This is a genomic window from Achromobacter sp. CF-sbj1-Ac2-l, from assembly GCF_052698165.1.
In genome coordinates, this window is record NZ_CP199855.1 from 1 (window position 1) to 25,934 (window position 25,934).

24 protein-coding genes are annotated in these 25,934 nt (G+C 66.8%); 20 read left to right on the forward strand and 4 right to left on the reverse strand.

Annotated elements, in window-relative coordinates; genetic code table 11:
- From dnaA to gyrB, 3 genes are all read left to right on the forward strand, one after another.
- Positions 1–1,461 (forward strand): chromosomal replication initiator protein DnaA, encoded by a 1,461-nt coding sequence (gene dnaA, locus ACUDCK_RS00005; RefSeq protein WP_175167333.1) that lies wholly within the window; start codon positions 1–3, stop codon positions 1,459–1,461.
- Between the two features lie 2 nt (positions 1,462–1,463).
- A complete protein-coding gene (gene dnaN / locus ACUDCK_RS00010) occupies positions 1,464–2,573 on the forward strand; it encodes a DNA polymerase III subunit beta (RefSeq protein WP_024067306.1) in 1,110 nt (369 codons plus the stop codon).
- A gap of 95 nt (positions 2,574–2,668) precedes the next feature.
- Complete coding sequence (gene gyrB / locus ACUDCK_RS00015; protein ID WP_054504463.1) at positions 2,669–5,116, forward strand: DNA topoisomerase (ATP-hydrolyzing) subunit B; 2,448 nt, start codon at positions 2,669–2,671, stop codon at positions 5,114–5,116.
- Between the two features lie 121 nt (positions 5,117–5,237).
- Here the strand turns inward: gyrB and ACUDCK_RS00020 are convergent, their stop codons facing one another.
- Positions 5,238–6,161 (reverse strand): LysR family transcriptional regulator, encoded by a 924-nt coding sequence (locus ACUDCK_RS00020; RefSeq protein ID WP_047992353.1) that lies wholly within the window; start codon positions 6,159–6,161, stop codon positions 5,238–5,240.
- 315 nt (positions 6,162–6,476) lie between these two features.
- Here ACUDCK_RS00020 and ACUDCK_RS00025 point away from each other — a divergent pair, with 315 nt between their 5' ends.
- The 6 genes from ACUDCK_RS00025 (at position 6,477) to ACUDCK_RS00050 (ending at position 12,397) form a co-directional block, all read left to right on the forward strand.
- Positions 6,477–7,163 (forward strand): hydrolase, encoded by a 687-nt coding sequence (locus ACUDCK_RS00025; RefSeq protein ID WP_047992354.1) that lies wholly within the window; start codon positions 6,477–6,479, stop codon positions 7,161–7,163.
- A gap of 117 nt (positions 7,164–7,280) precedes the next feature.
- Positions 7,281–8,873, forward strand: coding sequence for an MFS transporter (locus tag ACUDCK_RS00030; protein ID WP_175167332.1), 1,593 nt, complete (start codon positions 7,281–7,283; stop codon positions 8,871–8,873).
- Positions 8,874–8,915: 42 nt separating this feature from the next.
- The gene (locus ACUDCK_RS00035; protein ID WP_054504465.1) at positions 8,916–9,620 is read left to right on the forward strand and encodes a pirin family protein; all 705 of its coding nucleotides are present in this window, start codon (positions 8,916–8,918) and stop codon (positions 9,618–9,620) included.
- A 24-nt stretch (positions 9,621–9,644) separates the two neighbouring features.
- Positions 9,645–9,905, forward strand: a complete 261-nt coding sequence (locus ACUDCK_RS00040; protein ID WP_054504466.1) for a XapX domain-containing protein — start codon at positions 9,645–9,647, stop codon at positions 9,903–9,905.
- A gap of 129 nt (positions 9,906–10,034) precedes the next feature.
- On the forward strand, positions 10,035–11,930 hold the full coding sequence (locus ACUDCK_RS00045) for an amidohydrolase (protein WP_054504467.1): 1,896 nt from the start codon (positions 10,035–10,037) through the stop codon (positions 11,928–11,930).
- An 11-nt stretch (positions 11,931–11,941) separates the two neighbouring features.
- Positions 11,942–12,397 (forward strand): DoxX family protein, encoded by a 456-nt coding sequence (locus ACUDCK_RS00050; protein WP_054504468.1) that lies wholly within the window; start codon positions 11,942–11,944, stop codon positions 12,395–12,397.
- A gap of 73 nt (positions 12,398–12,470) precedes the next feature.
- On the opposite strand, the gene ACUDCK_RS00055 is transcribed toward ACUDCK_RS00050, so the two are convergent.
- Positions 12,471–13,403, reverse strand: a complete 933-nt coding sequence (locus ACUDCK_RS00055) for a LysR substrate-binding domain-containing protein (protein WP_006389526.1) — start codon at positions 13,401–13,403, stop codon at positions 12,471–12,473.
- A gap of 171 nt (positions 13,404–13,574) precedes the next feature.
- On the opposite strand from ACUDCK_RS00055, the gene ACUDCK_RS00060 reads away from it, so the two are divergent.
- The 6 genes from ACUDCK_RS00060 (at position 13,575) to ACUDCK_RS00085 (ending at position 18,835) form a co-directional block, all read left to right on the forward strand.
- Entirely contained in the window at positions 13,575–14,483 is a 909-nt protein-coding gene (locus tag ACUDCK_RS00060) for an amino acid ABC transporter substrate-binding protein (protein WP_054504469.1), read from the forward strand.
- A gap of 103 nt (positions 14,484–14,586) precedes the next feature.
- On the forward strand, positions 14,587–15,339 hold the full coding sequence (locus ACUDCK_RS00065) for an amino acid ABC transporter permease (RefSeq protein ID WP_054504470.1): 753 nt from the start codon (positions 14,587–14,589) through the stop codon (positions 15,337–15,339).
- A gap of 8 nt (positions 15,340–15,347) precedes the next feature.
- On the forward strand, positions 15,348–16,037 hold the full coding sequence (locus ACUDCK_RS00070) for an amino acid ABC transporter permease (protein ID WP_049070337.1): 690 nt from the start codon (positions 15,348–15,350) through the stop codon (positions 16,035–16,037).
- 51 nt (positions 16,038–16,088) lie between these two features.
- Complete coding sequence (locus ACUDCK_RS00075; protein WP_175167331.1) at positions 16,089–16,823, forward strand: amino acid ABC transporter ATP-binding protein; 735 nt, start codon at positions 16,089–16,091, stop codon at positions 16,821–16,823.
- 5 nt (positions 16,824–16,828) lie between these two features.
- Entirely contained in the window at positions 16,829–17,887 is a 1,059-nt protein-coding gene (locus ACUDCK_RS00080) for a threonine aldolase family protein (RefSeq protein WP_116791265.1), read from the forward strand.
- A gap of 39 nt (positions 17,888–17,926) precedes the next feature.
- Positions 17,927–18,835, forward strand: coding sequence for an EamA family transporter (locus ACUDCK_RS00085; RefSeq protein WP_054504472.1), 909 nt, complete (start codon positions 17,927–17,929; stop codon positions 18,833–18,835).
- 68 nt (positions 18,836–18,903) lie between these two features.
- Here ACUDCK_RS00085 and ACUDCK_RS00090 read toward each other — a convergent pair whose 3' ends face one another.
- Complete coding sequence (locus ACUDCK_RS00090) at positions 18,904–19,188, reverse strand: acylphosphatase (RefSeq protein WP_054504473.1); 285 nt, start codon at positions 19,186–19,188, stop codon at positions 18,904–18,906.
- Between the two features lie 161 nt (positions 19,189–19,349).
- Here ACUDCK_RS00090 and ACUDCK_RS00095 point away from each other — a divergent pair, with 161 nt between their 5' ends.
- Both ACUDCK_RS00095 and ACUDCK_RS00100 read left to right on the forward strand, forming a co-directional pair.
- Complete coding sequence (locus tag ACUDCK_RS00095) at positions 19,350–20,246, forward strand: phytanoyl-CoA dioxygenase family protein (protein WP_054504474.1); 897 nt, start codon at positions 19,350–19,352, stop codon at positions 20,244–20,246.
- A 219-nt stretch (positions 20,247–20,465) separates the two neighbouring features.
- Positions 20,466–21,629 (forward strand): alpha-hydroxy acid oxidase, encoded by a 1,164-nt coding sequence (locus ACUDCK_RS00100; protein WP_054418839.1) that lies wholly within the window; start codon positions 20,466–20,468, stop codon positions 21,627–21,629.
- Positions 21,630–22,099: 470 nt separating this feature from the next.
- Here the strand turns inward: ACUDCK_RS00100 and ACUDCK_RS00105 are convergent, their stop codons facing one another.
- Positions 22,100–22,942, reverse strand: a complete 843-nt coding sequence (locus ACUDCK_RS00105) for an IclR family transcriptional regulator (protein ID WP_054504475.1) — start codon at positions 22,940–22,942, stop codon at positions 22,100–22,102.
- Positions 22,943–23,139: 197 nt separating this feature from the next.
- On the opposite strand from ACUDCK_RS00105, the gene ACUDCK_RS00110 reads away from it, so the two are divergent.
- Genes ACUDCK_RS00110 through ACUDCK_RS00120 form a run of 3 tightly spaced genes read left to right on the forward strand, consistent with a single transcriptional unit; the run spans position 23,140 to position 25,909 of the window.
- Positions 23,140–24,210 carry an ABC transporter ATP-binding protein gene (locus ACUDCK_RS00110; RefSeq protein ID WP_063584720.1) on the forward strand — a complete coding sequence of 357 codons (1,071 nt, stop codon included), beginning with the start codon at positions 23,140–23,142 and terminating at the stop codon, positions 24,208–24,210.
- Between the two features lies 1 nt (position 24,211).
- On the forward strand, positions 24,212–25,099 hold the full coding sequence (locus ACUDCK_RS00115; RefSeq protein ID WP_049070352.1) for an ABC transporter permease: 888 nt from the start codon (positions 24,212–24,214) through the stop codon (positions 25,097–25,099).
- Positions 25,100–25,114: 15 nt separating this feature from the next.
- Positions 25,115–25,909 carry an ABC transporter permease gene (locus ACUDCK_RS00120; protein ID WP_049070355.1) on the forward strand — a complete coding sequence of 265 codons (795 nt, stop codon included), beginning with the start codon at positions 25,115–25,117 and terminating at the stop codon, positions 25,907–25,909.
- Positions 25,910–25,934 lie beyond the last annotated feature (25 nt).

Below are 25,934 nucleotides of genomic sequence, written 5' to 3' on the forward strand. Positions count from 1 at the left end.
ATGAAAGAATTCTGGCAGACCTGCGTCAGTCGTCTTGAGCAGGAACTCCCCCCCCAACAAATCAGCGCGTGGATACGACCGCTGGTCCCGCTTGCGTATGACGAAACGCAGGCGGTGCTGCGCGTTGCCGCCCCCAACCGGTTCAAGCTGGACTGGGTGCGCAAGAACTTCTCCCACCAGATCGAAGCGTTGGCCGCGGAGTGGTTCGAGCGTCCGGTACAGGTCCTGTTCGAATTGCCCACGCAAGGCGCCACCCCGCGCATGCCGGTGGCGCCGGTGCGCGCGCAGCCGCCCGTGCAGACCGCGCCTTCGGCCGCCTCGCCCCTGGGCGGCGCGCCACCGCCAGGCATGCCGGCGCAGCCCGCCGCGCCCGCCCCCGTCGCGACCACCGCGGCGGCCGCGGCCGTGAACGCGGACGCCGCCAACATCGTGTACGAGCGCTCGCGCCTGAACACCGACCTGACGTTCGAGAACTTCGTGACGGGTAAGGCCAACCAGTTGGCGCGCGCCGCCGCGCTGCAGGTGGCCGAGAACCCGGGCACGTCGTACAACCCGCTGTTCCTGTACGGCGGCGTGGGCCTGGGCAAGACCCACCTGATCCACGCCATCGGCAACGCCATGGTGGCGGCGGGCACCGGGGTGCGCGTGCGCTACGTGCATGCCGACCAGTACGTGTCCGACGTGGTCAAGGCGTACCAGCGCAAGGCGTTCGATGACTTCAAGCGCTACTACCATTCGCTCGACCTGCTGCTGATCGACGATATCCAGTTCTTCTCCGGCAAGAACCGCACGCAGGAAGAATTCTTCTATGCGTTCGAAGCGATGGTGGCGCAGCGCAAGCAGATCATCATCACCAGCGATACCTATCCGAAGGAACTGTCGGGCATCGACAGCCGCCTGATCTCGCGCTTCGATTCCGGCCTGACGGTCGCGATCGAGCCGCCCGAACTCGAAATGCGCGTGGCGATCCTGCTGCGCAAGGCCGAGTCCGAGGGCGTGCCGATGCCCGAGGAAGTGGCGTTCTTCATCGCCAAGCACCTGCGCAGCAACGTGCGCGAACTCGAAGGCGCGTTGCGCAAGGTGCTGGCCTACGCCCGCTTCCATGGCCGCGACGTGCTCACCGTGGACGTCTGCAAGGAAGCCTTGAAGGATCTGCTGTCCGTGTCCAACGGCCAGATCACCGTCGAGAACATCCAGAAGACGGTGGCGGATTTCTACAAGATCAAGGTGGCCGACATGTATTCGAAACGCCGGCCGGCCAATATCGCTTTGCCGCGCCAGGTCGCCATGTACCTGGCCAAGGAGCTGACCCAGAAAAGCCTGCCGGAAATCGGCGATCTGTTCGGTGGCCGTGACCACACCACCGTGCTGCACGCCGTACGCAAGATTTCCGACGCCCGCGCCAAGCAAGCGGAGCTCAACCATACCCTGCACGTGTTGGAACAAACTCTAAAAGGATGACCATGCAACTCGTACAAACCACACGCGATGCATTGCTGAAACCGCTGTCGACCGTGGCGGGCATCGTCGAAAGACGCCATACCCTGCCCATCCTGGCGAACATCCTGATGCGCAAGGAAGGCAACAAGGTTGCCTTCATTGCGACCGACCTGGAAGTGCAGATCACCACGCACGCCGACTTCGGCGTGGGTCACGACAACGAGTCCACCACGGTGGCGGCGCGCAAGCTGCTGGACATCCTGAAAGCCCTGCCGGACACCGGCGACGTGCGCCTGGCGCTGGCCAGCAACAAGCTGTCGGTGCAGTCGGCCAAGAGCCGCTTCGCGCTGCAGACGCTGGCCGCCAGCGAATTCCCCACCGTGGCCCAGCCCGAGCAGTGGGACGTGTCGCTGACCATGCCGCAACGCACGCTGCGCCACCTGTTCAACATGGTGCACTTCGCCATGGCGCAACAGGACATCCGCTACTACCTGAACGGCATGCTGCTGGTGTTCGAACCGGGCCGCGTGCGCGCGGTCGCCACCGACGGCCACCGCCTGGCGCACTGCTCCACCGAAGCCGACGGCATCAGCGAGCGCCACGAAGTGATCGTGCCGCGCAAGACCGTGCTGGAAATGCAGCGCCTGCTGGAAGACTCCGACGAACCCGTCTCGATCGACGTGGCGCCGGGCCAGATCCGTTTCCGCTTCGGCGACGTCGAGCTGGTGTCCAAGCTGGTCGAAGGCAAGTTCCCCGACTTCACCCGCGTCATCCCGACCAACTACACGCGCCACTTCCTGGTGGGCCGCGAAGCCCTGCAGGGCAGCCTGCAGCGCGCCGCCATCCTGACCACCGACAAGTTCAAGGGCGTGCGCCTGCAACTGGCGCAGAACCAGATGAAGATTTCTTCTTCCAACGCCGAGCAGGAAGAGGCGCAGGAAGAAATCGACATCGACTACGGCCACGAGCCGCTGGACGTGGGCTTCAACGTCGGCTACCTGCTCGACGTGCTGTCCAACGTCAAGGTGGACAACATCCAGTGGTCGGTCATGCCCGATGCCAACGCGTCGGCGCTCATCACCCTGCCCGAAGACGACCAGTTCAAGTACGTCGTCATGCCCATGCGGATCTGAGTCCGCGCAACTGTGGGTTTGTGCCGCCCGCGGGCCCGATGGCCCGCCGGCGGTCCGGCCGCCAGGCCGTTCTTTAAAGCGTTATCGATACAGACATGTCAGATCAGCAGAACACCACTCCCGAGAACGGCGGCTACGGCGCCGACTCGATCAAGATGCTCAAGGGGCTGGAGGCCGTGCGCAAGCGCCCCGGCATGTACATCGGCGACACATCGGACGGCACCGGTCTGCACCACATGGTGTTCGAAGTCGTCGACAACGCCATTGACGAAGCGCTGGCCGGCTATTGCGACGACATCGTCGTCACCATCCACACCGACAACTCGATCTCGGTCACCGACAACGGCCGCGGCATTCCCACGGATATCCACAAGGACGACGAATTCCACCGCAGCGCAGCGGAAATCGTCATGACCGAACTGCACGCGGGCGGCAAGTTCGACCAGAACTCGTACAAGGTGTCCGGCGGCCTGCACGGCGTGGGCGTGTCGTGCGTGAACGCGCTGTCCGAGTGGCTGCGCCTGACCATCCGCCGCAACGGCGAAGTGCACCAGATGGAATTCCGCCAGGGCGAGCGCGTCGCGCCCCTGGCCGTGACCGGCACGACCGACAAGCGCGGCACCGAAGTGCGCTTCCTGGCCGACCCAATCATCTTCACCAACGTCGAATACCACTACGAGATCCTCTCCAAGCGCCTGCGCGAGCTCTCGTTCCTGAACAACGGCGTCAAGATCCGCCTGATCGACCAGCGCCAGGGCAAGGAAGAGAACTTCGCCTTCTCCGGCGGCGTGAAGGGCTTTGTCGAATACATCAACCGCGCCAAGACGGTGCTGCACCCGAACGTGTTCTCGGTCACCACCGAGTCCACCGCCGGCGGCGTGCCGGTGGGCGTGGAAGTGGCGATGCAGTGGAACGACAGCTACAGCGAAAGCGTGCTGTGCTTCACCAACAACATCCCGCAACGCGACGGCGGCTCGCACCTGACCGGCCTGCGCGCGGCGATGACCCGCATCATCAACAAGTACATCACCGACAACGAACTGGCCAAGAAGGCCAAGGTCGAGACCTCCGGCGACGACATGCGCGAAGGCCTGGCCTGCGTGCTGTCGGTGAAGGTGCCCGAGCCCAAGTTCAGCAGCCAGACCAAGGACAAGCTGGTCTCGAGCGAAGTGCGTCCGGCGGTCGAAGAAGCCGTGGCCCGCACGCTGGAAACCTGGCTGCTGGAGCATCCGAACGACGCCAAGGCCCTGTGCGGCAAGATCGTCGAAGCCGCCCGCGCGCGCGAAGCGGCCCGCAAGGCGCGCGAAATGACGCGCCGCAAGAGCGTGCTGGAAGGCGCCGGCCTGCCCGGCAAGCTGGCCGACTGCCAGGAGAAAGACCCGGCGCTGTGCGAGCTGTACATCGTCGAGGGCGACTCGGCAGGCGGCTCGGCCAAGCAGGGCCGCGACCGCAAGTTCCAGGCCATCCTGCCGCTGCGCGGCAAGGTGCTGAACGTCGAGAAGGCGCGCTTTGACCGCCTGATCGCCAGCGAGCAGATCGCCACGCTGATCACCGCGCTGGGCACCAGCATCGGCCCGGACTTCAACGTCGACAAGCTGCGCTACCACCGCCTGATCATCATGACCGACGCGGACGTGGACGGCGCGCACATCCGCACGCTGCTGCTGACGCTGCTGTACCGCCAGATGCCCGAGCTGGTGCAGCGCGGTTATGTGTACATCGCCCAGCCGCCGCTCTACAAGGTCAAGGTCGGCCGCGAAGAGCGCTACCTGAAGGATGACCAGGAAGAAGCGCAGTTCATGCTGCAACTGGCCCTGAAGGATGCCGAGATCATCGCGGGCGGCAACATCATCCGCGGCGATGAGCTCAACGAACTGGCGCGCCAGTACGTGGCCGCCGACGGCGTCATCGCGCGCCTGTCGCGCGTGTTCGACGTGGCCGCACTGTCGGCCATGGCCGAGGGCGTCGAGATCAACCTGGACACGGCCGAGGCCGCCGCCGATTCGGCCAAGCGCCTGGCCGATGCCATGCGCGATCCGATCAGCGGCAATGGCGTCGAAGTCGTGCCCGAATTCGACGCGGCCACCGAACGCCATCGCCTGTCGATCCAGCGCATGCATCACGGCAACGTGCGCGTCAGCATCATCGACGCCGACTTCATTGGCGGTTCGGATTACGCCATCCTGTCCAAGGCCGCCAAGAGCTTCTCCGGCAAGGTCGGCCCGCAGTCGCTGGTCGCCCGTGGCGAAGGCGACAAGCGCAAGGAGCAAAGCGTCTCCGACTTCCGCGAGGCCATGCAGTGGCTGCGCAGCGAAGCCGAACGCGGCATCTCCAAGCAGCGCTACAAGGGCCTGGGCGAAATGAACCCCGATCAGTTGTGGGAAACCACCATGGACCCGAAGGTGCGCCGCCTGCTGCGCGTGCAGATCGAGGACGCCATCGCGGCCGACGAGGTCTTCACCACGCTGATGGGCGACGACGTCGAGCCGCGCCGCAACTTCATCGAGGCGCATGCGCTGTCGGCGGGGAATATCGACGTTTGATCGGCAGGGTTGCCCGCAAGCCCGACGGGGCTTCGCGGCGTGCATGAAAAAGGGGCTGCCTTGCGCAGCCCCTTTTTTATTTGCCGGCGCCTTTGCATGGGGCGCCAGCCCGGCCCGTTGCCTAGCCCTGCACGTCACTCGCCCAAGGTTCCGCCGTCAATCGTTCCGCCAGGTATTCGATCAGCGCCTGCACCCGCGCCGGCCGCCGGCGGCCTGGCGGCGTGACGATGTGCAGCGCGATCGGGTCGACCTGCCAGTCGTCCATGGCGGTTTCCAGCGCGCCCGATTGCAGGTCTTCCCAGGCCAGGAATTCCGGTTGCAGCGCCAGGCCCAGGCCGGCCTGCAGCGCGGGTGACAGGGCTTCTGCGTTGTTGACGTTCAACTGCACCGGCAGCGACTGCGAGAACTCGCCGTGCTTGTCGTGGCGGAAACGCCAGCTCGAGCCGTTGCGCGCGTACATGTATTGCAGCGCGGTGTGCTGCGCCAGGTCGCGCGGATGCTTGGGCTTGCCGGCGCGCTTGAAATAGCTGGGCGCGCCCACCAGCAGGATGCGCACCGAGCACAGCCGCCGCGCCAGCAGCGTCGAGTCCACCAGGTTGGAGATGCGCAGGGCCAGGTCGAAGCGTTCGGACACCAGATCCGACTGCTTGTCGTTGAATTCGATCTCCAGGTCCACGTCGGGATGTGCCTGCATGAAGGGCGGCAGCATCGGCGCCAGGTGCGTGACGCCGAAGGACATGGGCGCGGCCAGGCGGATCTTGCCGCGCAGGCTGGTGGATTTCTCGGTGACCTCGGCCTCGACCGCCTCGCCCTCTTCCAGGATGCGCGCGGCGCGCTCCAGCGCCGCATAGCCGGACTCCGTCAACGACATGCTGCGCGAGGTGCGGTGGAACAGCATGGTCTTCATCTTGGTCTCCAGACGCGTGATGGTCTTGGACACCGTGGCCTGGGACAGGGACAGTTCGGCCGCCGCCTTGGCGAACGAGCCCGTGTCGGCGACCTTGGCGAAGATCGCCCAGCCTTCCAGATCCGGCAGTTTGTTCATGATGATTCTCGCAAAGAAAGTGGCGTCGATGATAGCGGCTGGCTATGTGACGAACAAGAACGCCCGGGGAAGGCCGGGCCGGAAACACCCGGGTCATGGGGATCATGCAAAAAATGGAAAGGATGCAATTCCCGGTTGCGGATTCTCAGGCGAAGGGCGGATCCCTAATATGCCCATACCGACAGACGACGTGAACGAAACCCCTCAAGCGGCATTCGGACACGACGGCAGCGGGGCAGGCCGGAACGGTTTGCGCAGTGCCCGAATTCACCTAGCCGCATTTCCTTGAACGATTCCTTGAAAGAGAGAGCCACCATGTCCGCCAACAAATACCTCGAAGTCCTGACCCCGCAAAACAGCCAGATCATCTTCATCGATCAGCAGCCGCAGATGGCTTTCGGCGTGCAGTCGATCGATCGCCAGACGCTCAAGAACAACGTGGTGGGCCTGGCCAAGGCCGCGCGCACCTTCAACATCCCGACCACCATCACCACCGTGGAAACCGACGGCTTCTCGGGCAACACCTTTCCCGAACTGCTGGCCGTGTTCCCCGAGAACAAGATCCTGGAACGCACCTCGATGAACTCGTGGGACGACCAGAACGTGCGCGATGCGCTGGCCGCCAACGGCCGCAAGAAGATCGTCGTGGCCGGCCTGTGGACCGAAGTGTGCAACACCACCTTCGCCCTGTGCGCCATGCTGGAAGGCGACTACGAGATCTACATGGTGGCCGACGCCTCGGGCGGCACCTCGGCCGACGCGCACAAGTACGCGATGGACCGCATGATCCAGGCCGGCGTGGTGCCGGTGACCTGGCAGCAGGTGATGCTGGAATGGCAGCGCGACTGGGCCCGCAAGGAGACCTATGACGCCGTGACCGGCATCGCCAAGGAACACTCGGGCGCCTACGGCATGGGCATCGACTACGCCGTCACCCATGTGCACAAGCTGGCCGAGCGCGTGACGCACGGCGAACGCATCGGCCCCAACCCGGCCAAGTAAGCCGCGTGCCGGGCCGGCGGCGGTAGCGCCCCGGCCGGCCCGGCGTGATTCTCTTTCGAACACGGCAGGCGGCATGATGAACGCCCCTGGCGACCCCGAGCGATCCAGGAGCGTTCCATGCCGAACAACCCCCCCCATTCCCCGGGCAGCGGCTTCGCGCCGCTGCGCCAACCCGTCTTCGCCGTACTGTGGGCGGCCGCGGTGCTGGGCAACGTCGGCAGCTTCATGCGCGACGTCGCCAGCTCCTGGCTGGTGACCGATCTGTCGGCCAGCCCGGCGGCGGTGGCGCTGATCCAGACGGCGGCGACGCTGCCGATCTTCCTGCTGGCGATTCCGGCCGGCGTGCTGTCGGACATCCTCGACCGCCGGCGTTTCCTGATCTTCGTGCAGTTGCTGCTGGCATCGGTCAGCGGCACGTTGCTGCTGCTGTCGCACTTTGGCGCGTTGACGGTGGACTACCTGATCGCCCTGACGTTCGTCGGCGGCATCGGCGCGGCGCTGATGGGCCCGACGTGGCAGTCGATCGTGCCGGAGCTGGTGCCGCGCGAGGACCTCAAGGGCGCCGTGGCGCTCAATTCCCTGGGCATCAACATCGCGCGCGCCATCGGTCCGGCGGCGGGCGGCCTGATCCTGGCCAGCTTCGGCGCGGCGGTGACCTACGGCATGGACGTCTTGAGCTATGTGTTCGTGATCGCGGCCCTGCTGTGGTGGAAGCGGCCGGCCAAGGTCGATAGCGCCCTGTCGGAGAATTTCTTCGGCGCGTTCCGTGCCGGCCTGCGCTACACGCGGGCCAGCAAGGAACTGCATCGCGTGCTGCTTCGCGCCGCCGTGTTCTTCCTGTTCGCCAGCGCGGTCTGGGCCCTGCTGCCGCTGGTGGCGCGGCAGATGCTGGGCGGCTCCTCGGGCTTCTATGGCGTGCTGCTGGGCGCCGTGGGCGCGGGGGCCATCATCGGCGCGCTGGTCATGCCCAAGCTGGGCGCCAAGCTCAATGCGGACGGCCTGGTGCTGCTGGCCTCGGTCGTCAGCGCGGTGGTGATGGGCGTGCTGGTGTTCGCGCCGCCCAAGTGGCTGGCGGTGCTGATGCTGGTGCTGCTGGGCATGGGCTGGATTACCGCGTTGACCACGTTCAATGGCGTGGCCCAGGCGATTCTGCCCAACTGGGTGCGGGGCCGCGGCCTGGCGGTGTACCTGATGGTGTTCAACGGCGCGATGGCGGCGGGCAGCCTGGGCTGGGGCCTGGTGGCGCGGGAGATCGGCGTGCCGTATGCGCTGGTGGTGAGCGCGGTCGGCCTGGTGGCCGTGGCGCTGCTGTTCCACCGGGTGCGGCTGCCGGTGGGCGAGGCCGACCTGCAGGCGTCGAACCACTGGCCCGAGCCGCTGGTGTCCGCGCCGGTGGCCAATGACCGCGGTCCGGTGCTGATCCAGGTCGAGTATCGCGTTCGGCAGGAGGATCGTCCCGCCTTCCTGGAGGCGATGCAGCGCCTGTCGCAGGAGCGGCTGCGCGACGGCGCCTACGCCTGGGGCGTGGTCGAGCACACGGGCGATCCGGAGCGCGTGATGGAGTGGTTCTTCGTGGAGTCGTGGGCCGAGCATCTGCGCCAGCATCATCGCGTCTCGCACGCCGATGCCGACCTGCAGGCCGAGGCGCTGCGCTTCCATATCGGCCCCCACAAGCCCGAAGTGCATCACTTCCTGGCGTTGAAACGCTGACCGCATCGCGCGGCACCCATTCCCCCGACCTGGAGTCTCGTCATGATCGAGCGCCGTCCCCTTACCACCCTGGGCCATGCCCGCCGCGGCTGGCTCGACGTGAAGCATCATTTCTCCTTTGCCAACTACCAGGATCCCGCGCGCATGCGCTGGGGGGCGCTACGCGCCTGGAACGACGAGACCATCGCGCCAGGCGCGGGCTTTGAACCGTTGCTGCACACGGATGTGGAAATCATTACCTGCGTGCGCGAAGGCGCGCTGACGCACGAGGATGACCTGGGCAACCGCGGCCGCACGCGTGCCGGCGACGTGCAGGTCATGAGCGCCGGCAGCGGCGTGACGCACGCCGAATTCAATATGGAAGGCGGCCCCGCGCGGGTGTTCCAGATCTGGCTGGAGCCGGACCGCCGCGGCGTGCCGCCTAGCTGGGGCCGCAAGTCGTTCGCCCGCGAGGCCTGCAACGGCCGCTTCGTCACGCTGGCCAGCGGCATCGAGGGTGACGACGACGCCCTGCCGATCCGCAGCGACGCGCGGCTGCTGGCCGTGGCGCTCAAGGCCGGCGAAGCCGCCACGTATCGCTTTGCGCACGGACGGCGCCGTGGCTACCTGGTGTCTTCCAAGGGACGGCTGACCGTCAACGATGTCGAGATCGGCAGCGGCGACGGCGCCGCGATCCTGGACGAGACCGACGTGCGCATCACCGCGCTGGACGATGCCGAGCTGCTGTTGGCCGATACCCATGCATGACCCATCACACACACGAGGACGCACATGAAGATCTATCTACTTTCCCTGGGCGCCGGCCTGCTGGTCGGCGTGGTGTACAGCCTGCTGCAGGTGCGTTCGCCCGCGCCGCCGCTGGTGGCGCTGATCGGCCTGCTCGGCATCCTGGTCGGCGAGCAGATCGTGCCGGTGGGCAAGCAACTGCTCAACGGCACGGCGTTCGTTGCCGCCTGCGACAAGGAGAAGGCGGTCAGCCACGTATTCGGGCAACTGCCCGGCCGACAGGGGAAAGACAAGGACCATAGCTGATTCCCTTCCCGCACCAGAGGAGATAATCGTATGCCGACCCGCCGCGACCTTATCGGTGTTGCTTCCACGCTTGCTCTGAACAGCCTGTTGGGCGGATGTGCCACTGCCCGTTCCAAAGGAGAACCCCCCATGTCAAATGCCTCGAACGCCACTCCCGATGTCATCTTCCACAACGGCCGCATCACCACGCTGGACCGCGCCAAGCCGCTGGCCAGCGCCGTGGCCATCAAGGACGGCCGCTTCGTCGCCGTCGGCACCGACGCCGAGGTCATGGCGCTGGCCGGGCCCGGCACCCGGCGCGTCGACCTCAAGCAGCGAAGCGCCCTGCCCGGTCTGTTCGACAACCACACCCACGTGGTGCGTGGCGGCCTGAACTACAACATGGAACTGCGCTGGGACGGCGTGCGCTCGCTGGCCGACGCCATGGCGATGCTCAAGCGCCAGGTCGCCATCACGCCGGCGCCGCAATGGGTGCGGGTGGTGGGCGGTTTCACCGAGCACCAGTTCGCCGAAAAGCGCCTGCCCACGATCGAAGAAATCAACGCCATCGCGCCCGACACGCCGGTGTTCCTGCTGCACCTGTACGACCGCGCCCTGCTCAACGGCGCCGCGCTGCGCGCGGTGGGCTACACCAAGACCACGCCCAACCCGCCGGGCGGCGAGATCATCCGCGATGCGCAGGGCAACCCCACCGGGCTGCTGCTGGCCAAGCCGAATGCGACCATCCTGTATGCGACCCTGGCGAAGGGCCCCAAGCTGCCGTTCGACTACCAGGTCAATTCCACGCGCCATTTCATGCGCGAGCTGAACCGCCTGGGCGTGACCGGCGTGATCGACGCGGGCGGCGGCTTCCAGAACTATCCCGACGACTACGCCGTGATCCAGAAGCTGGCCGACGAGGGCCAGATGACGGTGCGGCTGGCCTACAACCTGTTCACGCAGAAGCCCAAGCAGGAAAAGGAAGACTTCCTCAAGTGGACTTCGAGCGTGAAGTACAAGCAGGGCACCGACTACTTCCGCCACAACGGCGCCGGCGAGATGCTGGTGTTCTCGGCCGCCGACTTCGAGGACTTCCGCGTCGAGCGCCCGGACATGCCGCCCGAGATGGAAGGCGAGCTGGAGGAAGTGGTGCGCGTGCTGGTGCAGAACAAGTGGCCGTGGCGGCTGCATGCCACCTATGACGAGACCATTTCGCGCGCGCTGGACGTGTTCGAGAAGGTCAACCAGGACACGCCGCTGACCGGCCTGAACTGGTTCTTCGACCATGCCGAGACCATTTCCGACAAGTCGATCGATCGCATCGCCGCGCTGGGCGGCGGCATCGCCGTGCAGCACCGCATGGCCTACCAGGGCGAGTATTTCATCGAGCGCTACGGCGCGGTCGCGGCCGAGGCCACGCCGCCCATTGCCAAGATGCTGGATCGCGGCGTGAAGGTCTCGGCCGGCACCGACGCCACCCGGGTCGCGTCCTATAACCCGTGGGTGTCGCTGTCGTGGATGGTGACGGGCAAGACCGTGGGCGGCACCCGCCTCTACCCGGCGCGCAACTGCCTGGACCGCGAGACCGCGCTGCGCATGTGGACCGAGAACGTGGCCTGGTTCGCCAACGAGGAAGGCAAGCGCGGCCGCATCCAGCCGGGCCAGTTGGCCGACTTCATCGTGCCGAGCAAGGATTACTTCCGGTGTAGCGAGGACGAGATCTCGTTCCTGACCTCGGACCTGACGGTGGTCGGCGGCCGCGTGGTCTACGGCGCGGGCGAATTCGGGGCCGAGGACGACAACGCGCTGCCGCCGGCCATGCCGGACTGGTCGCCCACGCGCCTGTTCGGCGGCTATGCCGCCTGGGGCGACCCCGACGGCGCCGGCCGCAATTCGCTGGGCTATCGCAACATGGCGGCCTGCGCGTGCGCCAGCAACTGCGGACTGCACGGGCATGACCATGCCAAGGCCTGGGCCTCGAACGCGCCCAGTTCCGACCTCCAGGGCTTCTTCGGCGCCCTGGGTTGTTCCTGCTGGGCTGTCTGAGGGGGCCGGCCATGAACGCGACCTTTCAATGGGAGCGGCGGCTGGCCAGCCTGGCCCGGCCGCTGTTCGGCTCCTCCGCCGTGCGGTTCCTGGCCTACCTGGGCCTGTGCGCCGCGTACCTGCAGGGCGGGCTGGTCAAGCTGACCGACTTTCCCGGCGCGCTGGCGGAGATGGCGCATTTCGGGCTGGCGCCCGGACCGTTGTTCGCGGTGCTGGTGATCGCGCTGGAACTGACGGCCTCCGCCATGATCCTGAGCGGCCGCCTGCGCTGGCTTGGGGCGCTGGCGCTGGCCGCCTTCACGCTGGTGGCCACGGGCATTGCGCTGCGCTATTGGGAAATGGCGCCCGGGCAGGAGCGCTTCATGGCCGCCAATGCGTTCTATGAGCATCTTGGGCTGGCGGGGGGATTGCTGCTGGTGGCGTGGCTGGATCTGCGCGAGCCGCGCCCGGAAGGCGCGACCGCCTGACGGCGGGCCGCCGTGGGCAAAAAAAGGCCCCGATTCCGTGGCCTTGTCGTTTCCAGGCGAGGGGCCGCTGCCCTCATCGCCCCGGCCGCGCCTTCAGGTCCGCCATTTCCTCCTGCATCAACTGGTGCGCATAGCGCGAGAACACGCTCACCAGCCGGGTACGGGTATGGTACGGCGGGTACAGCAGCGCCACCGTGACCGGCACCGCCGGGCTGAAGGGGCGGACCTCGACGCCGTTGGCCTCGTATTCCTCGCGCGCCGCCAGCGGGTTGATCAGCGCCACGCCCAGGCCGGCGCCGACCAGCGCGCATACCGACGAACCCAGCCCGGCCTCGGCCACCGTCTGGCGCTCGACCTTGGCGGCCTTGAAGACCGCGTCGATCTTCTCCCGCAGCGGCGTGGCGCTGGGGAAGGCGATGAAGGGCTCGCCGGCAAAGTCGGCGGGCTTGAGCTTTTTCAGCTTGGTCAGCCGGTGGCCCTTGGGCAGCACCGCCACGCAGTTCATGGTCAGCACCGGTTCGACCTGGATGCCCGGGCTGTCGCCCGACAGCATGGCCAGGCCGGTGTCGCAGAAGCCCGAGCTGATCCAGTTGTGCACGGCGCTGGCGTTGCCGGAGTGGATCGAGACCATGACGTCCGGGTATTCGGTCTTGAAGGCGGCCACGATGCGCGCCAGCAGGCCGCCGGCCAGGCGCGGCATGGCCGCCACGCTCAGGCGGCTGGCGCTGAACGAGCGGATGCTGGCCGCCGCCGATTCCAGGCCGGCCAGGCCGATGAAGGTCTTTTCAACCTCTTGAAAGAAGCGCGAGCCGTCCTGGGTGGGGGTCAGGCGGCTGCCGTTGCGGTCGAACAGGGGAAACTGGGTGATTGCTTCCAATTGCGCGATTAAGCGGCTAACGTGCGGCTGCGAGGTATGCACTCGGCGCGCCGCCGCAGTCATGGATCCGGTCATCATGACAGCACGGAAAGCCTCGATGTGTCGCAAGCCCATTCGTGTAATGGCCATATCAAATCCGTATAGAGGAATACCCGATTGGAACTGGATAAAACCATAACGCTAGTTGATACTTTTTGCCAGCCGCGGGGCTCATCGCGGGACGCGGCGGGTCGCATGCAATCCGGCACCGCTGTTCGTGAACATAAACATGCGCCGCTCGACCGGCGCCAAGGGAATACGATGAAAGCATTTGCCGCGATTTCGGTCGCCGCCGTCCTGTTCGGCAGCGCCGCCGCCCACGCCGAAGGCCCCAGCCGCCTGGACAAGATCCGCGACACCGGCGTGATCACCATCGGTCACCCCGAGACCTCGGTGCCGTTCGCCTACCTGGACGGCAACCAGAAGCCGATCGGCTATACCGTCGAAATCTGCCAGGAAATCGCCCAGCACATCAAGACCGCGCTGAAGCTGCCCAAGCTGGACGTGCGCTACAACCCGACCACGTCGGCCACGCGCATCCCGCTGCTGGCCAACGGCACCATCGACCTGGAATGCGGCAACACCACCAACAACCTCGAACGCCACAAGCTGGTGTCGTTCGCGCCCACCACGTTCGTGGCGCAGGTGGTGCTGGTGGCGCGCAAGGACGGCGGCGTCGATCCCAACAACCTGGCGTCGTTCCGCGGCAAGACCATCGCCGCGCAGGCCGGCGGCCAGACCTTCAAGCTGATCTCGCGCCTGAACGCCGAGGGCAACCTGGGCATCACCATGGCGCCCACCAAGGATACGGCGGAAACGCTGCTGATGGTGGAATCCGGACGCGCCGCCGGGTCGGCCAACGATGACGGCATCGCCTATGGCGTGGTGGCCTCGTCCAAGAACCCGGACGCCTTCGTGATCGGCACCAAGGGCCTGGAACTGGCGCCCTACGGCATCATGCAGCCCAAGGACGACCCGGCCTTCAAGAAAGTGGTGGACGAGGCCGTGCTGGACTTGATGAAGAGCGGCCGCGTCGCCGCGATCTACGACAAGTACTTCAACTCGCCGATCCCGCCCAAGCAGATCAACCTGAAGTACCCGATGAGCGACGCGCTCAAGCGCGCGCTGGCGCATCCGACCGACTCCGGCGACCCCAAGGCCTACGAGTAAGCCGGCCCGCCGCGGCGGCCCTGTCATGGGCGTCGCGGCGCCGCGCGACCCGGGGCGCCGCCCGCCGGCGCCCTCTTCTTTGGTTGTCCACAGGTCCTGAAGCATGAATTACAACTGGAACTGGAGCATCTTCCTGGAGATGTCGCCCGACGGCGTGCATACCTTCCTGGAGACGATCCTGATCGGCGTGGGCTGGACCCTGGCGCTGGCCCTGACGGCGTGGGTGTTCTCGCTGTTGCTGGGGTCGTGCCTGGGCGTGATGCGCACCGCCTCGTCGCGCCTGGCCAATGCCGTCGGCGCGACCTATGTCGAGATTTTCCGCAACGTGCCGCTGCTGGTGCAGATGTTCCTGTGGTACTTCGTGCTGCCCGAGCTGCTGCCGCACGCCTGGGGGCTGGCCATGAAGCAGATGCCGCAGCCCTGGGGGCAGTTCCTGCCGGCGGTGCTGTGCCTGGGCTTCTACGGTTCGGCGCGCGTGGCCGAGCAACTGCGCGCGGGCATCCAGTCGCTGCCGCGCGGCCAGTTCCAGGCGGGCACGGCGCTGGGGTTGACCGAGACGCAGGTGTACCGCTACATCATCCTGCCCGAGGCCTATCGCATCGTGCTGCCGCCCCTGACTTCGGAGTTCATGGGCACGATCAAGTATTCGTCGGTGGCGCTGACCATCGGCCTGCTGGAGCTGACCGGGCAGACCCGCTCGATGGCGGAGTTCAGCTTCCATATCTTCGAAGCCTTCACGGCCGCGACCGTGATCTACCTGATCCTGAACGGCATGGTGGTCCTGGGCATGCGCCTGCTTGAACGCCATGTGGCGGTTCCCGGCCTGATCGGCGCGGCGGCCAAGAACGGACGCTAGGAATCGACATGGGCAAATTCGATTTCGACGTCATCGGCAGCGCGCTGCCGTACCTGTTCCAGACCGGCATGACCTTCACGCTGACCCTGACGCTGCTGGCGGCGGTGATGGGGCTGGCGCTGGGCACGGTGCTGGCCATGATGCGGCTCTCGCGCTTCCGGATCCTGTCGGTGCCGGCGGGCATCTACGTGAACGTGATGCGTTCGGTGCCGCTGCTGCTGGTGATCTTCTGGTTCTACTTCCTGGTGCCCTACATCGCCGCCTGGATCGTGGGTTCGCCCACGCCGCTGCGGGTGGGGGCCTTCAATTCGGCGGTGGTGACCTTCACGCTGTTCGAGGCCGCGTACTTCTGCGAGATCATGCGCGCCGGCATCCAGTCGATCTCGCGCGGCCAGGTCTCGGCCAGCATGGCGCTGGGCCTGAACCACTGGCAGGGCATGCGCTACGTGATCCTGCCGCAGGCCATCCGCAACATGGTGCCGGCGCTGCTGACGCGGGTCATCATCCTGTTCCAGGACACTTCGCTGGTGTACGTGCTGTCTCTGACCGACTTCCTGGGCGCGGCGTCCAAGATCGGCCAGCGCGACGGCCGGCTGGTGGAACTCTATCTCTTCGTGGCGGTGGTGTATTTCGTGATCTGCTTCACGGCATCCCGTCTGGTCAAACGGCTGGAAAAGCGCGTGCGGGTGCTGCGCTAGGCGCCCAGGTTATCCACAGGTCCAACGATGCAACTCTCTTCGAAACCCCCGATGATCGAGATCAAGCAGGTCAGCAAGTGGTATGGCGACTTCCAGGTGCTGGATGACTGCTCCACCACCGTTGGCCGGGGCGAGGTCGTGGTGGTGTGCGGTCCGTCAGGCTCGGGCAAATCGACCTTGATCAAGACCGTCAACGCGCTCGAACCCTTCCAGAAGGGCGATATCGTGGTCAACGGCATCCAGGTGGGCGATCCGCGCACCAACCTGCCCAAGCTGCGTTCGGTGGCCGGCATGGTGTTCCAGCACTTCGAACTGTTCCCGCACCTGACGGTGACCGAGAACCTGTGCCTGGGCCAGCTCAAGGTGCTCAAGCGCGGCAAGGACGAGGCGCGCGCACGCGCCCTGGCGCTGCTGGAGCGGGTCGGCCTGTCGGCGCACAAGGACAAGCATCCGGGCGAGTTGTCCGGCGGCCAGCAGCAACGCGTGGCGATCGCCCGCGCCCTGTCGATGGATCCGGTGGTGATGCTGTTCGACGAGCCGACCTCGGCGCTCGATCCGGAGATGGTCAACGAAGTGCTGGACGTGATGACCGACCTGGCCGGCGAAGGCATGACGATGATGGTGGTGACCCATGAAATGGGATTCGCCCGCCGCGTCGCCGACCGGGTGATCTTCATGGACGGCGGCAAGATCGTCGAGGACTGCCCGAAAGCGGCCTTCTTCGACGATGTCGAGGCGCGCGCGCCGCGCACGCGCCAGTTTCTTTCCAAAATTTTGCAGCACTGATCGTTATGACCCAGCGGATTTCCGTCGACTCCTCCAGCGCACTCGTCGACCTGCGCAGCGACACGGTGACCCACCCCACCGCCGCCATGTACGAGCGCATGCGCACCGCCCCGATCGGTGACGACGGGCTCGACGGCGACCCCAGCGTGCGCGCGCTGGAGGCCCACGTGGCCGCGCGCCTGGGCAAGGAAGCCGGGCTGTTCGTGCCCAGTTGCACCATGGCGAACCTGCTGGCGGTGCTGGCGCAGACCCAGCGCAATGAGCAGGTGGTGCTGGAATCGGCCGCGCACATGTATACGTCCGAGCGCGGCGCCGCCACCTTCACCGGCCTGTTCTACCAGGGCGTGCCGGGCACCGATGGCGCCATGGACCTGAACCGCCTGGAAGAGGCGCTGCAGTCCGGCGGCCACAAGCTCAAGACCGCGCTGGTGGCGATGGAGACCTCGCACAACAACGCCGGCGGCACGGTGCTGCCGCTGGACCACATGCAGGCGGTTCACGGCATGGCGCAGGCTTGCGGCGTGCCGGTGCACCTGGATGGCGCGCGCCTGTTCAACGCCGCGGTGGCGCTGGGCGTGGCGCCGGCCGAGATCACGCGCCATGCCGACACGGTGTCGCTGTGCCTGTCCAAGGGCCTGAGCGCGCCGGTGGGCGCGGTGCTGACCGGCGCGCGGCCGGTGATGGCGCGCGCCCGCATGCTGCGCCGCATGCTTGGCGGCACCCAGCGCCAGGCCGGCATCATGGCCGCGGCCGGGCTGGAAGGCGTGCAGACCATGGGCGACCGCCTGGTCGAGGACCACGCGCGCGCGCGTCGCCTGAGCGATGGCCTGAACCGGCTCGACCCGTCCTTGGCGGCGACGGTGCCGCAGACCAACATCGTGCAGGTCGAGACCGCCGATACCGGCATGACCAATGCGCACTGGGTCACCGCGCTGGAGGCCGCGGGCCTGTTGACCCGTCCGTGGGGCCGCACGCGGCTGCGCTGCGTGACGCATCGCCATATCGACGACGAGGATATCGACCGCGCCATCGAGGCCTTCAAAAAGGTGCTGGCAAGCCGCTGAATCGGCGTTTTTCGGGGGCGGGCAATGCGATAATGGGCGATGTCCGCCGCTACCCCACTTTCCAAGAAAGACTATCTCTGCGCCCTGACGGTGGTGGTGATCTGGGGCCTGAACTTCGTCATCATGAAGATCGGCCTCAAGGGCCTCTCCCCCATGATGCTGGGCGCCCTGCGATTCGCCCTGGCGGCCTTCCCCCTGGTGCTGTTCGTGCGTCCGCCGCGCCTGCCGTGGCAGTGGATCGCCGCCTACGGGCTGGTGCAGGGGCTGGGCCAGTTCGGCCTGCTGTTCACGGCCCTGAAATTCGGCATGCCGGCGGGCATGGCCTCGCTGGTGATCCAGACCCAAGCCTTCTTCACGCTGCTGCTGGCCGCGCCGGTGCTGCGCGAGCGCGCGCGGCCGCATCACTGGATTGGGCTGGGCGTGGCGGCGCTGGGGTTGGCGGTGATTGCCGCCGGCCGTGGCGAGGGGCCGGGCCAGATGCCCATGCTGGGATTCGTGCTGACGTTGGGCGGCGCCTCGATGTGGGCGGTGTCGAACATCATCGTGCGGCTGGCCAGCCGCACGGCGCCCGGCTACGACCCGTTTGCCTTCATTGCCTGGAGCAGCGCCGCGCCGGTGCTGCCGTTCGTGGGACTGGCGGTGCTGGCCGACGGCTGGGACGCGGTGGCGGGCATGATCCTGGGGATCGGCTGGGGCGAGGCGCTGTCGGTGCTGTACCTGGCGGTGCTGGCCACGCTGTTGGCGTATACGCTGTGGACGCAGCTCCTGACGCGTCATCCGGCCGCCAAGATCGCGCCCTTCTCGCTGCTGGTGCCGGTGGTGGGCCTGTGGGCGGCGTCGGCCGCCTTCGGCGAGCGGCTGCAGCCGCTGCAATGGCTGGGCGCGGGCTGCGTGCTCGCCGGCCTGATCATCAACCAGGTCGGCGGGCGTTGGCTGCGCAACCGCTGAGCTCATCCTTCTTCGCGCCGCGTCTCCTACCCGCTTTCGGATGAGCGTCGCAGGCCGCGGCGCGCGCCCTACAGCTGTTCGAAATGGGCATAACGCTTATCGGTGTACTCCCGTCGCGTGACCATTTCGACGACCTCGGCCCCGGGCGGGCCGCGCCGCAGCCATTCCAGCATGTGATCGACCTGGTCGGGAGTGCCCTGCACCAGGGCTTCGACCGTGCCGTCCAGCATGTTCTGCACCCAGCCGCGGGCGCCCAGCAGGTGCGCGCGCCGCACCGCCGCATGGCGGTAGCCCACGCCCTGCACGGTACCGCTGACGGTGACGTGGACGGTCTCGATATGGGTGTCTTGCATTGGTTTTCCTTCGGATGATGCGCCGCGGCGCGCGGGTGACCTAGGCGGTTCCGGCTACAGCGGATGGTCGATAGGCCCCTCGGGCATCGAAGCGATACGTTAGAGCACATGTCAAAACGTGCCAACGGGAACGCCCGCAAGCAAAGCTTGGAGAAGCCATTATGGAAGAGACCAGTTTGTTGTCGGAAGCAGAAACAGCGCGCTACAGGGACCAGGGATACCTGGCTCTGCAAGATATGTGCCCGCAGGACGAAGTGGGCTATATCCGGCGCACGCTGCTGGAACTGTTCGCGAACAAGACGGGCTACAACGAGGGGGCGCAATACGACTTCATCAGCCGCGACGACCCGTCCAAGCCGGCCAAGTTTCCCAGTTTGCACGATCCGCGCCATTATGCCCCGGGCCTGCTGAAGACCACCTATCACGAGCGCACGCTGGAGCTGGCGCGCCAGTTGCTGGGCGAGGACGCCGCGCTGTACGGCGAGCACGCGTTGCTCAAGCCGGCGCTGGTCGGCCCCGAGACGCCGTGGCACCAGGACGAGGCGTTCCGCTCGCCCGATTTCGTCTACAACGAACTGAGCATCTGGCTGGCGCTGCAGCCGGCCACGCTGGAGAACGGCTGCATGCAGTTCATCCCGGGCTCGAACAAAGGCGAGGTGCTGGAGCACCGCTCGCCCGGCGGCGACAAGACGCTGCACCCGCTTGAATGCTGCGCCGATTTTCCGCGCGAGCAGGCGGTGGCCGAGCCGCTGCAACCCGGCGGCTGCACCGTGCACGATGCGCGCACGCTGCATTTCACGGGCGCCAATACCTCGCCGCAGCCGCGGCTGGCGTACATCCTGATCTACAACACGCCGCCGGTCTACAAGCCGGGGCGGCGCGAATTTCCGTGGCTCGAAGGCCGCTGGACCGACAGCCAGACCCGCAAGAAGGAATGGCACCGGCGCGGCGGCCTGGCGGTGGACGTGCTGCGGCGCCTGCCGGGGGCGCGCCTGACCAGCCCGCGCTGGGTGGCATGGGCCACGATCCGGGCGGTGAGCAAGGTCTGGCCGCGCTAGCGGCAGGGGCGGCGGCCGCGTCGGCAGCGGCGCAAAGCGGTCGCGATGAAGGGGGGAACCGGGGCCGGCAAGGGGCGCTTGCCGGCCCCGGCGCGTATACTGGGCGGCGCCGCGGGCCTTGCCGCCCGGCGTGAACGGCGGGTGTCTGGACGACGCATGCGGGTTCGCGCGGGGCTGGCCGCCGCGGGATCGCGTCCCACTTTCCCCAGAAAAATAACCATGACCGCTGACCTCTCCACGATCACCTGCATCGAAGACCTGCGTGCGATTGCGCGCAAGCGCGTGCCGCGCATGTTCTACGACTACGCCGATTCGGGCGCCTGGACGGAAGGCACCTACCGCGCCAACGAAAGCGATTTCCAGAAGATCAAGCTGCGCCAGCGCGTGGCGGTGAACATGGAAGGCCGTTCGCTGCGCACCACGCTGGTGGGCCAGGACGCGGTGATGCCGCTGGCGATTTCGCCGACGGGCCTGACCGGCATGCAGCATGCCGATGGCGAGATCCTGGCGGCCAAGGCGGCGGCCGATTTCGGCGTGCCGTTCACGCTGTCGACCATGAGCATCTGCTCGCTGGAAGACGTGGCGGCGGCCACCGGCAAGCCGTTCTGGTTCCAGCTCTACGTGATGCGCGACCGCGAGTTCGTCGGCAACCTGATCGACCGGGCCAAGGCGGCGGGCTGCTCGGCGCTGGTGCTGACGCTGGACCTGCAGATCCTGGGCCAGCGCCACAAGGACATCAAGAACGGGCTGTCGACGCCGCCCAAGCCGACGATCCGCAACCTGATCAACCTGGCGACCAAGCCGCGCTGGTGCCTGGGCATGCTGGGCACCAAGCGCCGCACTTTCGGCAACATCGTCGGCCACGCCAAGGGCGTGAGCGACCTGTCGTCGCTGTCGTCGTGGACGGCCGAGCAGTTCGATCCGCGGTTGAGCTGGGACGATGTGGAATGGATCAAGCAGCGTTGGGGCGGCAAGCTGATCATCAAGGGCATCCTGGATGTCGAGGATGCGCAGTTGGCGGCCAACAGCGGCGCGGATGCGCTGATCGTCAGCAACCACGGCGGGCGCCAGCTCGATGGCGCGATGTCGTCGATCGCGGCGCTGCCGTCGATCGCGGATGCGGTGGGGTCGAAGATCGAAGTGTGGATGGATGGCGGTGTGCGCTCGGGGCAGGACATCCTCAAGGCGGTGGCGCTGGGCGCGCGCGGGGCGATGATCGGGCGGGCGTTCCTTTACGGCCTGGGCGCATATGGGCAGGCGGGCGTCAAGCGCGTGCTGGAGATCCTGTACAAGGAAATGGATACGACGATGGCGCTTTGCGGGCGGCGCAATATCGAAGTCGGGGATCGGAGCATCTTGCTGCCGGGGACTTATCCCGTTTGAGCGTTTCTCTGATCGGCTGGAAGCCGGTGGGTCGCGGATTGCGGCTTGCCGGCTTTTTTGTTTTCTTGCTTTGGGGTTTTTGCTTGGCGAGTCGTGCTTCGTAGGTCGGCCGGCGCGGCGAGGGGCGGGCGGGGCGCGCCTACGATTGCGGTCCGGAGCCTTCGCTCCGGACTGCCCCATCGTCATCCTCGTTGCCGCCTGAGGCGGCTGCCTACGGATTCCCTCGGGCGCATCTACACGGCGCGCCCCGCCCGCCCCTCGCCGCGCCGGCCTGCGTGTGTCGAGAGTTGAGGCGTTGTTGGAGCGGAGGGGGCATGAAGAGTGTGTGTTGCCCGTCATGGTCGGCTGCGCGGGCAGCCGGCCATGACTTACGCGGTGTCTTGTGGTGGCGCGATGTGCGCTGCGCGGCGTTGATGCGGGGCTGGGTTGGCCCGGCCTTGGGGGGAGAGGGGGCGGTTTGGCTGGTCGTTTCAGTCGCGGTTGCCGGTTCCAAGGAATTGGCTGGGGCGTCTTAGCGCCGGGTCGAAGGGGTTGAGTTGGGCGCTGATGCCGGCGGCTTCGCGGCGCAGGATTTCGACGATGAGGGGCAGGCGTTCGTCGCTGATGCGTTCGACGGGGGCGGCGATGCTGAGGGCGGCGACGGTGACGCCGTTGGGGTCGTGCACGGGGACGGCGAGGCCGGCGATGTTGGGGAAGATGCCCTGGCCCTTGCTGCGGGCGTATTGGAGTTCCTGGCATTCCTTGATGCCGGCGCGCATCGAGATTTCGTCGACGAAGCCCAGGTGGTGCAGGCGCGGAATGTTGAAGCGCAGGACTTCCTCGCGTTCGGCTTCGGGCAGGTTGGCCAGCAGCAGCAGGCCGGCCTGGCCCAGGCCAAGCGGGACGCGGCCGCCGATGTCGCCGGTGTGCGAGCGGACCGGGAAGGCGCCGTCGATGCGGTCCAGGCAGACGGCGTCGAAGCCGCTGCGCACCAGCAGGAAGATGGTGTCGTTGAGCATGCCGCTCAGGCGCAGCATGACGGGGCGGTAGATCGAACGCAGGGTCGATTGGTGGTTGCCGGCGGCGGCGGCCAGGGAGAAGAAGGCGACGCTGAGCTGGTAGCCCTTGCTCTGCGCGGGCTGTTCGACCATGCCTTCCTGCACCAGGCCCTGCAGCACGCGGTGCACGGTGGCCTGGGCCTGGCCGGTGCGGGCGGCGATGTCGGTCAGGCGCAATTTTTCGCCCTTGGCGTCGGACAGGACACGCAGCACGGCGAAGGCGCGTTGCAGGACGCCCTGGGCGCCGGCGTCGTCGGCGGCTTCTGATTTCTTCATTGTTCAATTCCGATAATCAAAATATACGACTGTATTTTTATCAGGAAATTCAGTTATACGGAAATAATAAGTAAAAAATTCGATTGTTCGGAAAACCCTAATTGACCGGCCTTTTCGGCCCCTCCTAGACTGCCCAGCATCGATTGCAACGCGGGCGGGTCCCGCGCACCGCGCCTTACCGGGCAGGGGGTTGGAATATGTCATTTCTGCGGCTGGACAACGTCTCCAAGAATTACGGCGACCTGCGGGTGGTCTCGGACCTGAGCCTGGCGGTCGAGAAAGGGGAATTCGTGTCCTTGCTGGGGCCGTCGGGCTGCGGCAAGACCACCACGCTGCAGATGATCGCGGGCTTTGCCGACGTGACGCGCGGCAGCATCACGCTCGATGGCCGCGACATCACCCATGCCAAGCCGAACACGCGCGGGCTGGGCATCGTGTTCCAGAGCTATGCGCTGTTTCCGCACCTGACGGTGGCGGACAACGTGGCGTTCGGGCTGAAGATGCGTAAGGTCGAGCGCGCCGAGCGCCAGGCGCGGGTGCGCGAGGCGCTGGCGCTGGTGAAGCTGGACAAGCACGCCGACCGCTTTCCGCGCGAGCTGTCGGGCGGGCAGCGGCAGCGGGTGGCGCTGGCGCGCGCGCTGGTGATCCGGCCGCCGGTGCTGCTGCTGGACGAGCCGTTGTCGAACCTGGACGCCAAGCTGCGCGAGGACATGCAGTTCGAGCTGCGCAGCATCCAGAAGCAGATCGGCACCACCACCGTGATGGTGACGCACGACCAGGCAGAGGCGCTGTCGATCAGCGACCGCGTGGTGGTGATGCAGGACGGCCGCGCCACGCAGGTGGATGCGCCCTACCGCATGTACGAGCATCCGCAGAGCGAGTTCATCTCGCGTTTCGTCGGCAAGACCAACCTGCTGCCGGGCCGCGTGACGCGCTGCGGCGCGCAGGCCGAGGTGGAGACCGGCGCGCTGCGCGTGCTGGTCGACGGCGCGGGGCTGCGCCATGGCGACAGTGTGCAGTTGTCGCTGCGGCCGGAGAAGCTGGTGCCGGTGCCGGCGGGCCAGGGCAAGCTGTCCTGTGTGGTCAGCACCCGCTACTTCCTGGGCAGCCAGTGGATGTACGGGCTGGATTCGCCGGTGGGGGCGCTGACGGTGCTGACGCCCAACGACGGCCGCCCGCCGCACGACGATGGCGAACAGATCGGCCTGGACTGGGCCGAGGGGGTGCTGCGCGTGCTGCCCGTCGCGGCCGTTGCCGAAGAGGCCTGACATGGCGACGCTGACCCAACCCGGCGCCGCCAGCGCGCCCAAGCCGCGCACCGACGGGCTGCTGGCCATCCTCGGTTCGATTCCGCTGGCGATCGTGTTCCTGACGCTGGTGCTGACGCCGCTGGCGTTGACGCTGGTGCTGTCGTTCCGTCCGTTCGATTACAGCGCGGGCATCCTGCCCGGGCACACCTTCGAACACTACCTGGCGGTTGTGACCGACGGCTATTTCCTGGAGATCTTCTGGCGCACGTTCTGGATCGCGGGCGTGACCACGCTGATCTGCGTGCTGATCGGCGCGCCCGAGGCCTACATCCTGTCGCGCATGGGCAAGCCGTGGCGCTCGATCTTCCTGCTGGTGGTGCTGTCGCCGCTCTTGATCTCGCTGGTGGTGCGCGCCTTCGGCTGGAGCATGCTGCTGGGGCCGGGCGGGGCCATCGGCCGCGCGGCCGCGGCGCTGGGCCTGGGACCACTGCTGTACACGCCTACCGCCGTCATCATCGGCCTGGTGCACGTGATGCTGCCGTTCATGGTGATTCCGGTGTGGACCTCGCTGCAGAAGCTGGACCCGACCGTGGAGCACGCGGCGCTGTCGCTCAATGCGTCGCGCTTGCAGACGCTGCTGCGCATCGTGCTGCCGCAGGCCATGCCGGGCATCCTGTCGGGCAGCCTGATCGTGTTCGGGCTGTCGGCCAGTTCTTTCGCGATTCCCGCGCTGCTGGGCGGACGCCGCCTGAAGATGGTGGCCACGGTGGTCTACGACGAATTCCTGACCGAATTGAACTGGCCGCTGGGCGCGGCCATCGCCATCGTGCTGCTGGTGGTCAACGTCGTCATCATGATGGCGTACAACCGCGTGGTGGAGCGTTCCTACCGGCGCAGCCTGGGTTGAGCGAGGACAGCAATCATGCAGAAGAACGGTCCTTTCGCATTGGCCTTCAATGCCCTGGTGGTGATGTTCGTGCTGGCGCCGCTGGCCATCGTGTGCCTGGTGGCGTTCACGCCCGAGTCGACCCTGACGGTGCCGACCACGCGGTTTTCGCTGCGCTGGTTCCACGCGGTGTTCGAGCATCCCAATTTCATGCAGGCGTTCAAGAACAGCCTGTGGCTGGCGTTCCTGTCGGCCAGCATCGCCGTGTGCCTGGCGGTGCCGGCGGCCATCGCCATCACGCGCTACCGCTTTCCAGGGCGCGATGCGCTCAACGGCCTGTTCCTGTCGCCGCTGATGATCCCGCACCTGGTGCTGGGCGTCGCGCTGCTGCGCTTTTTCGCGCTGATGGGCACCACCGGCAGCTTCGGCTGGCTGGTGTTCAGCCACGTGGTGGTGATCACGCCCTACGTGATGCGGCTGGTGATCGGCGCGCTGGTGGGCTTTGACCGCTCGGTCGAGCATGCCGCGCTGTCGCTGGGCGCGAGCCGCGCCACCGTGTTCTTCCAGGTGACGCTGCCGCTCATCATTCCAGGCGTGTCGGGCGGCTGGCTGCTGGCCTTCATCAACAGTTTCGACGAGCTGACCATGTCGGTGTTCATCACCGCGCCCTCGACCATCACGCTGCCGGTGCGCATGTACATGTACGCCACCGAGTCGATCGACCCGATGATGGCGGCCGTGTCGGCGCTGGTGATCGGCCTGACCGCGGTGACCATGCTGCTGCTGGACCGTGTCTACGGCCTGGACCGCGTGCTGGTGGGACAGAAATGACGATCACGCCGGGTACGCAACGGGA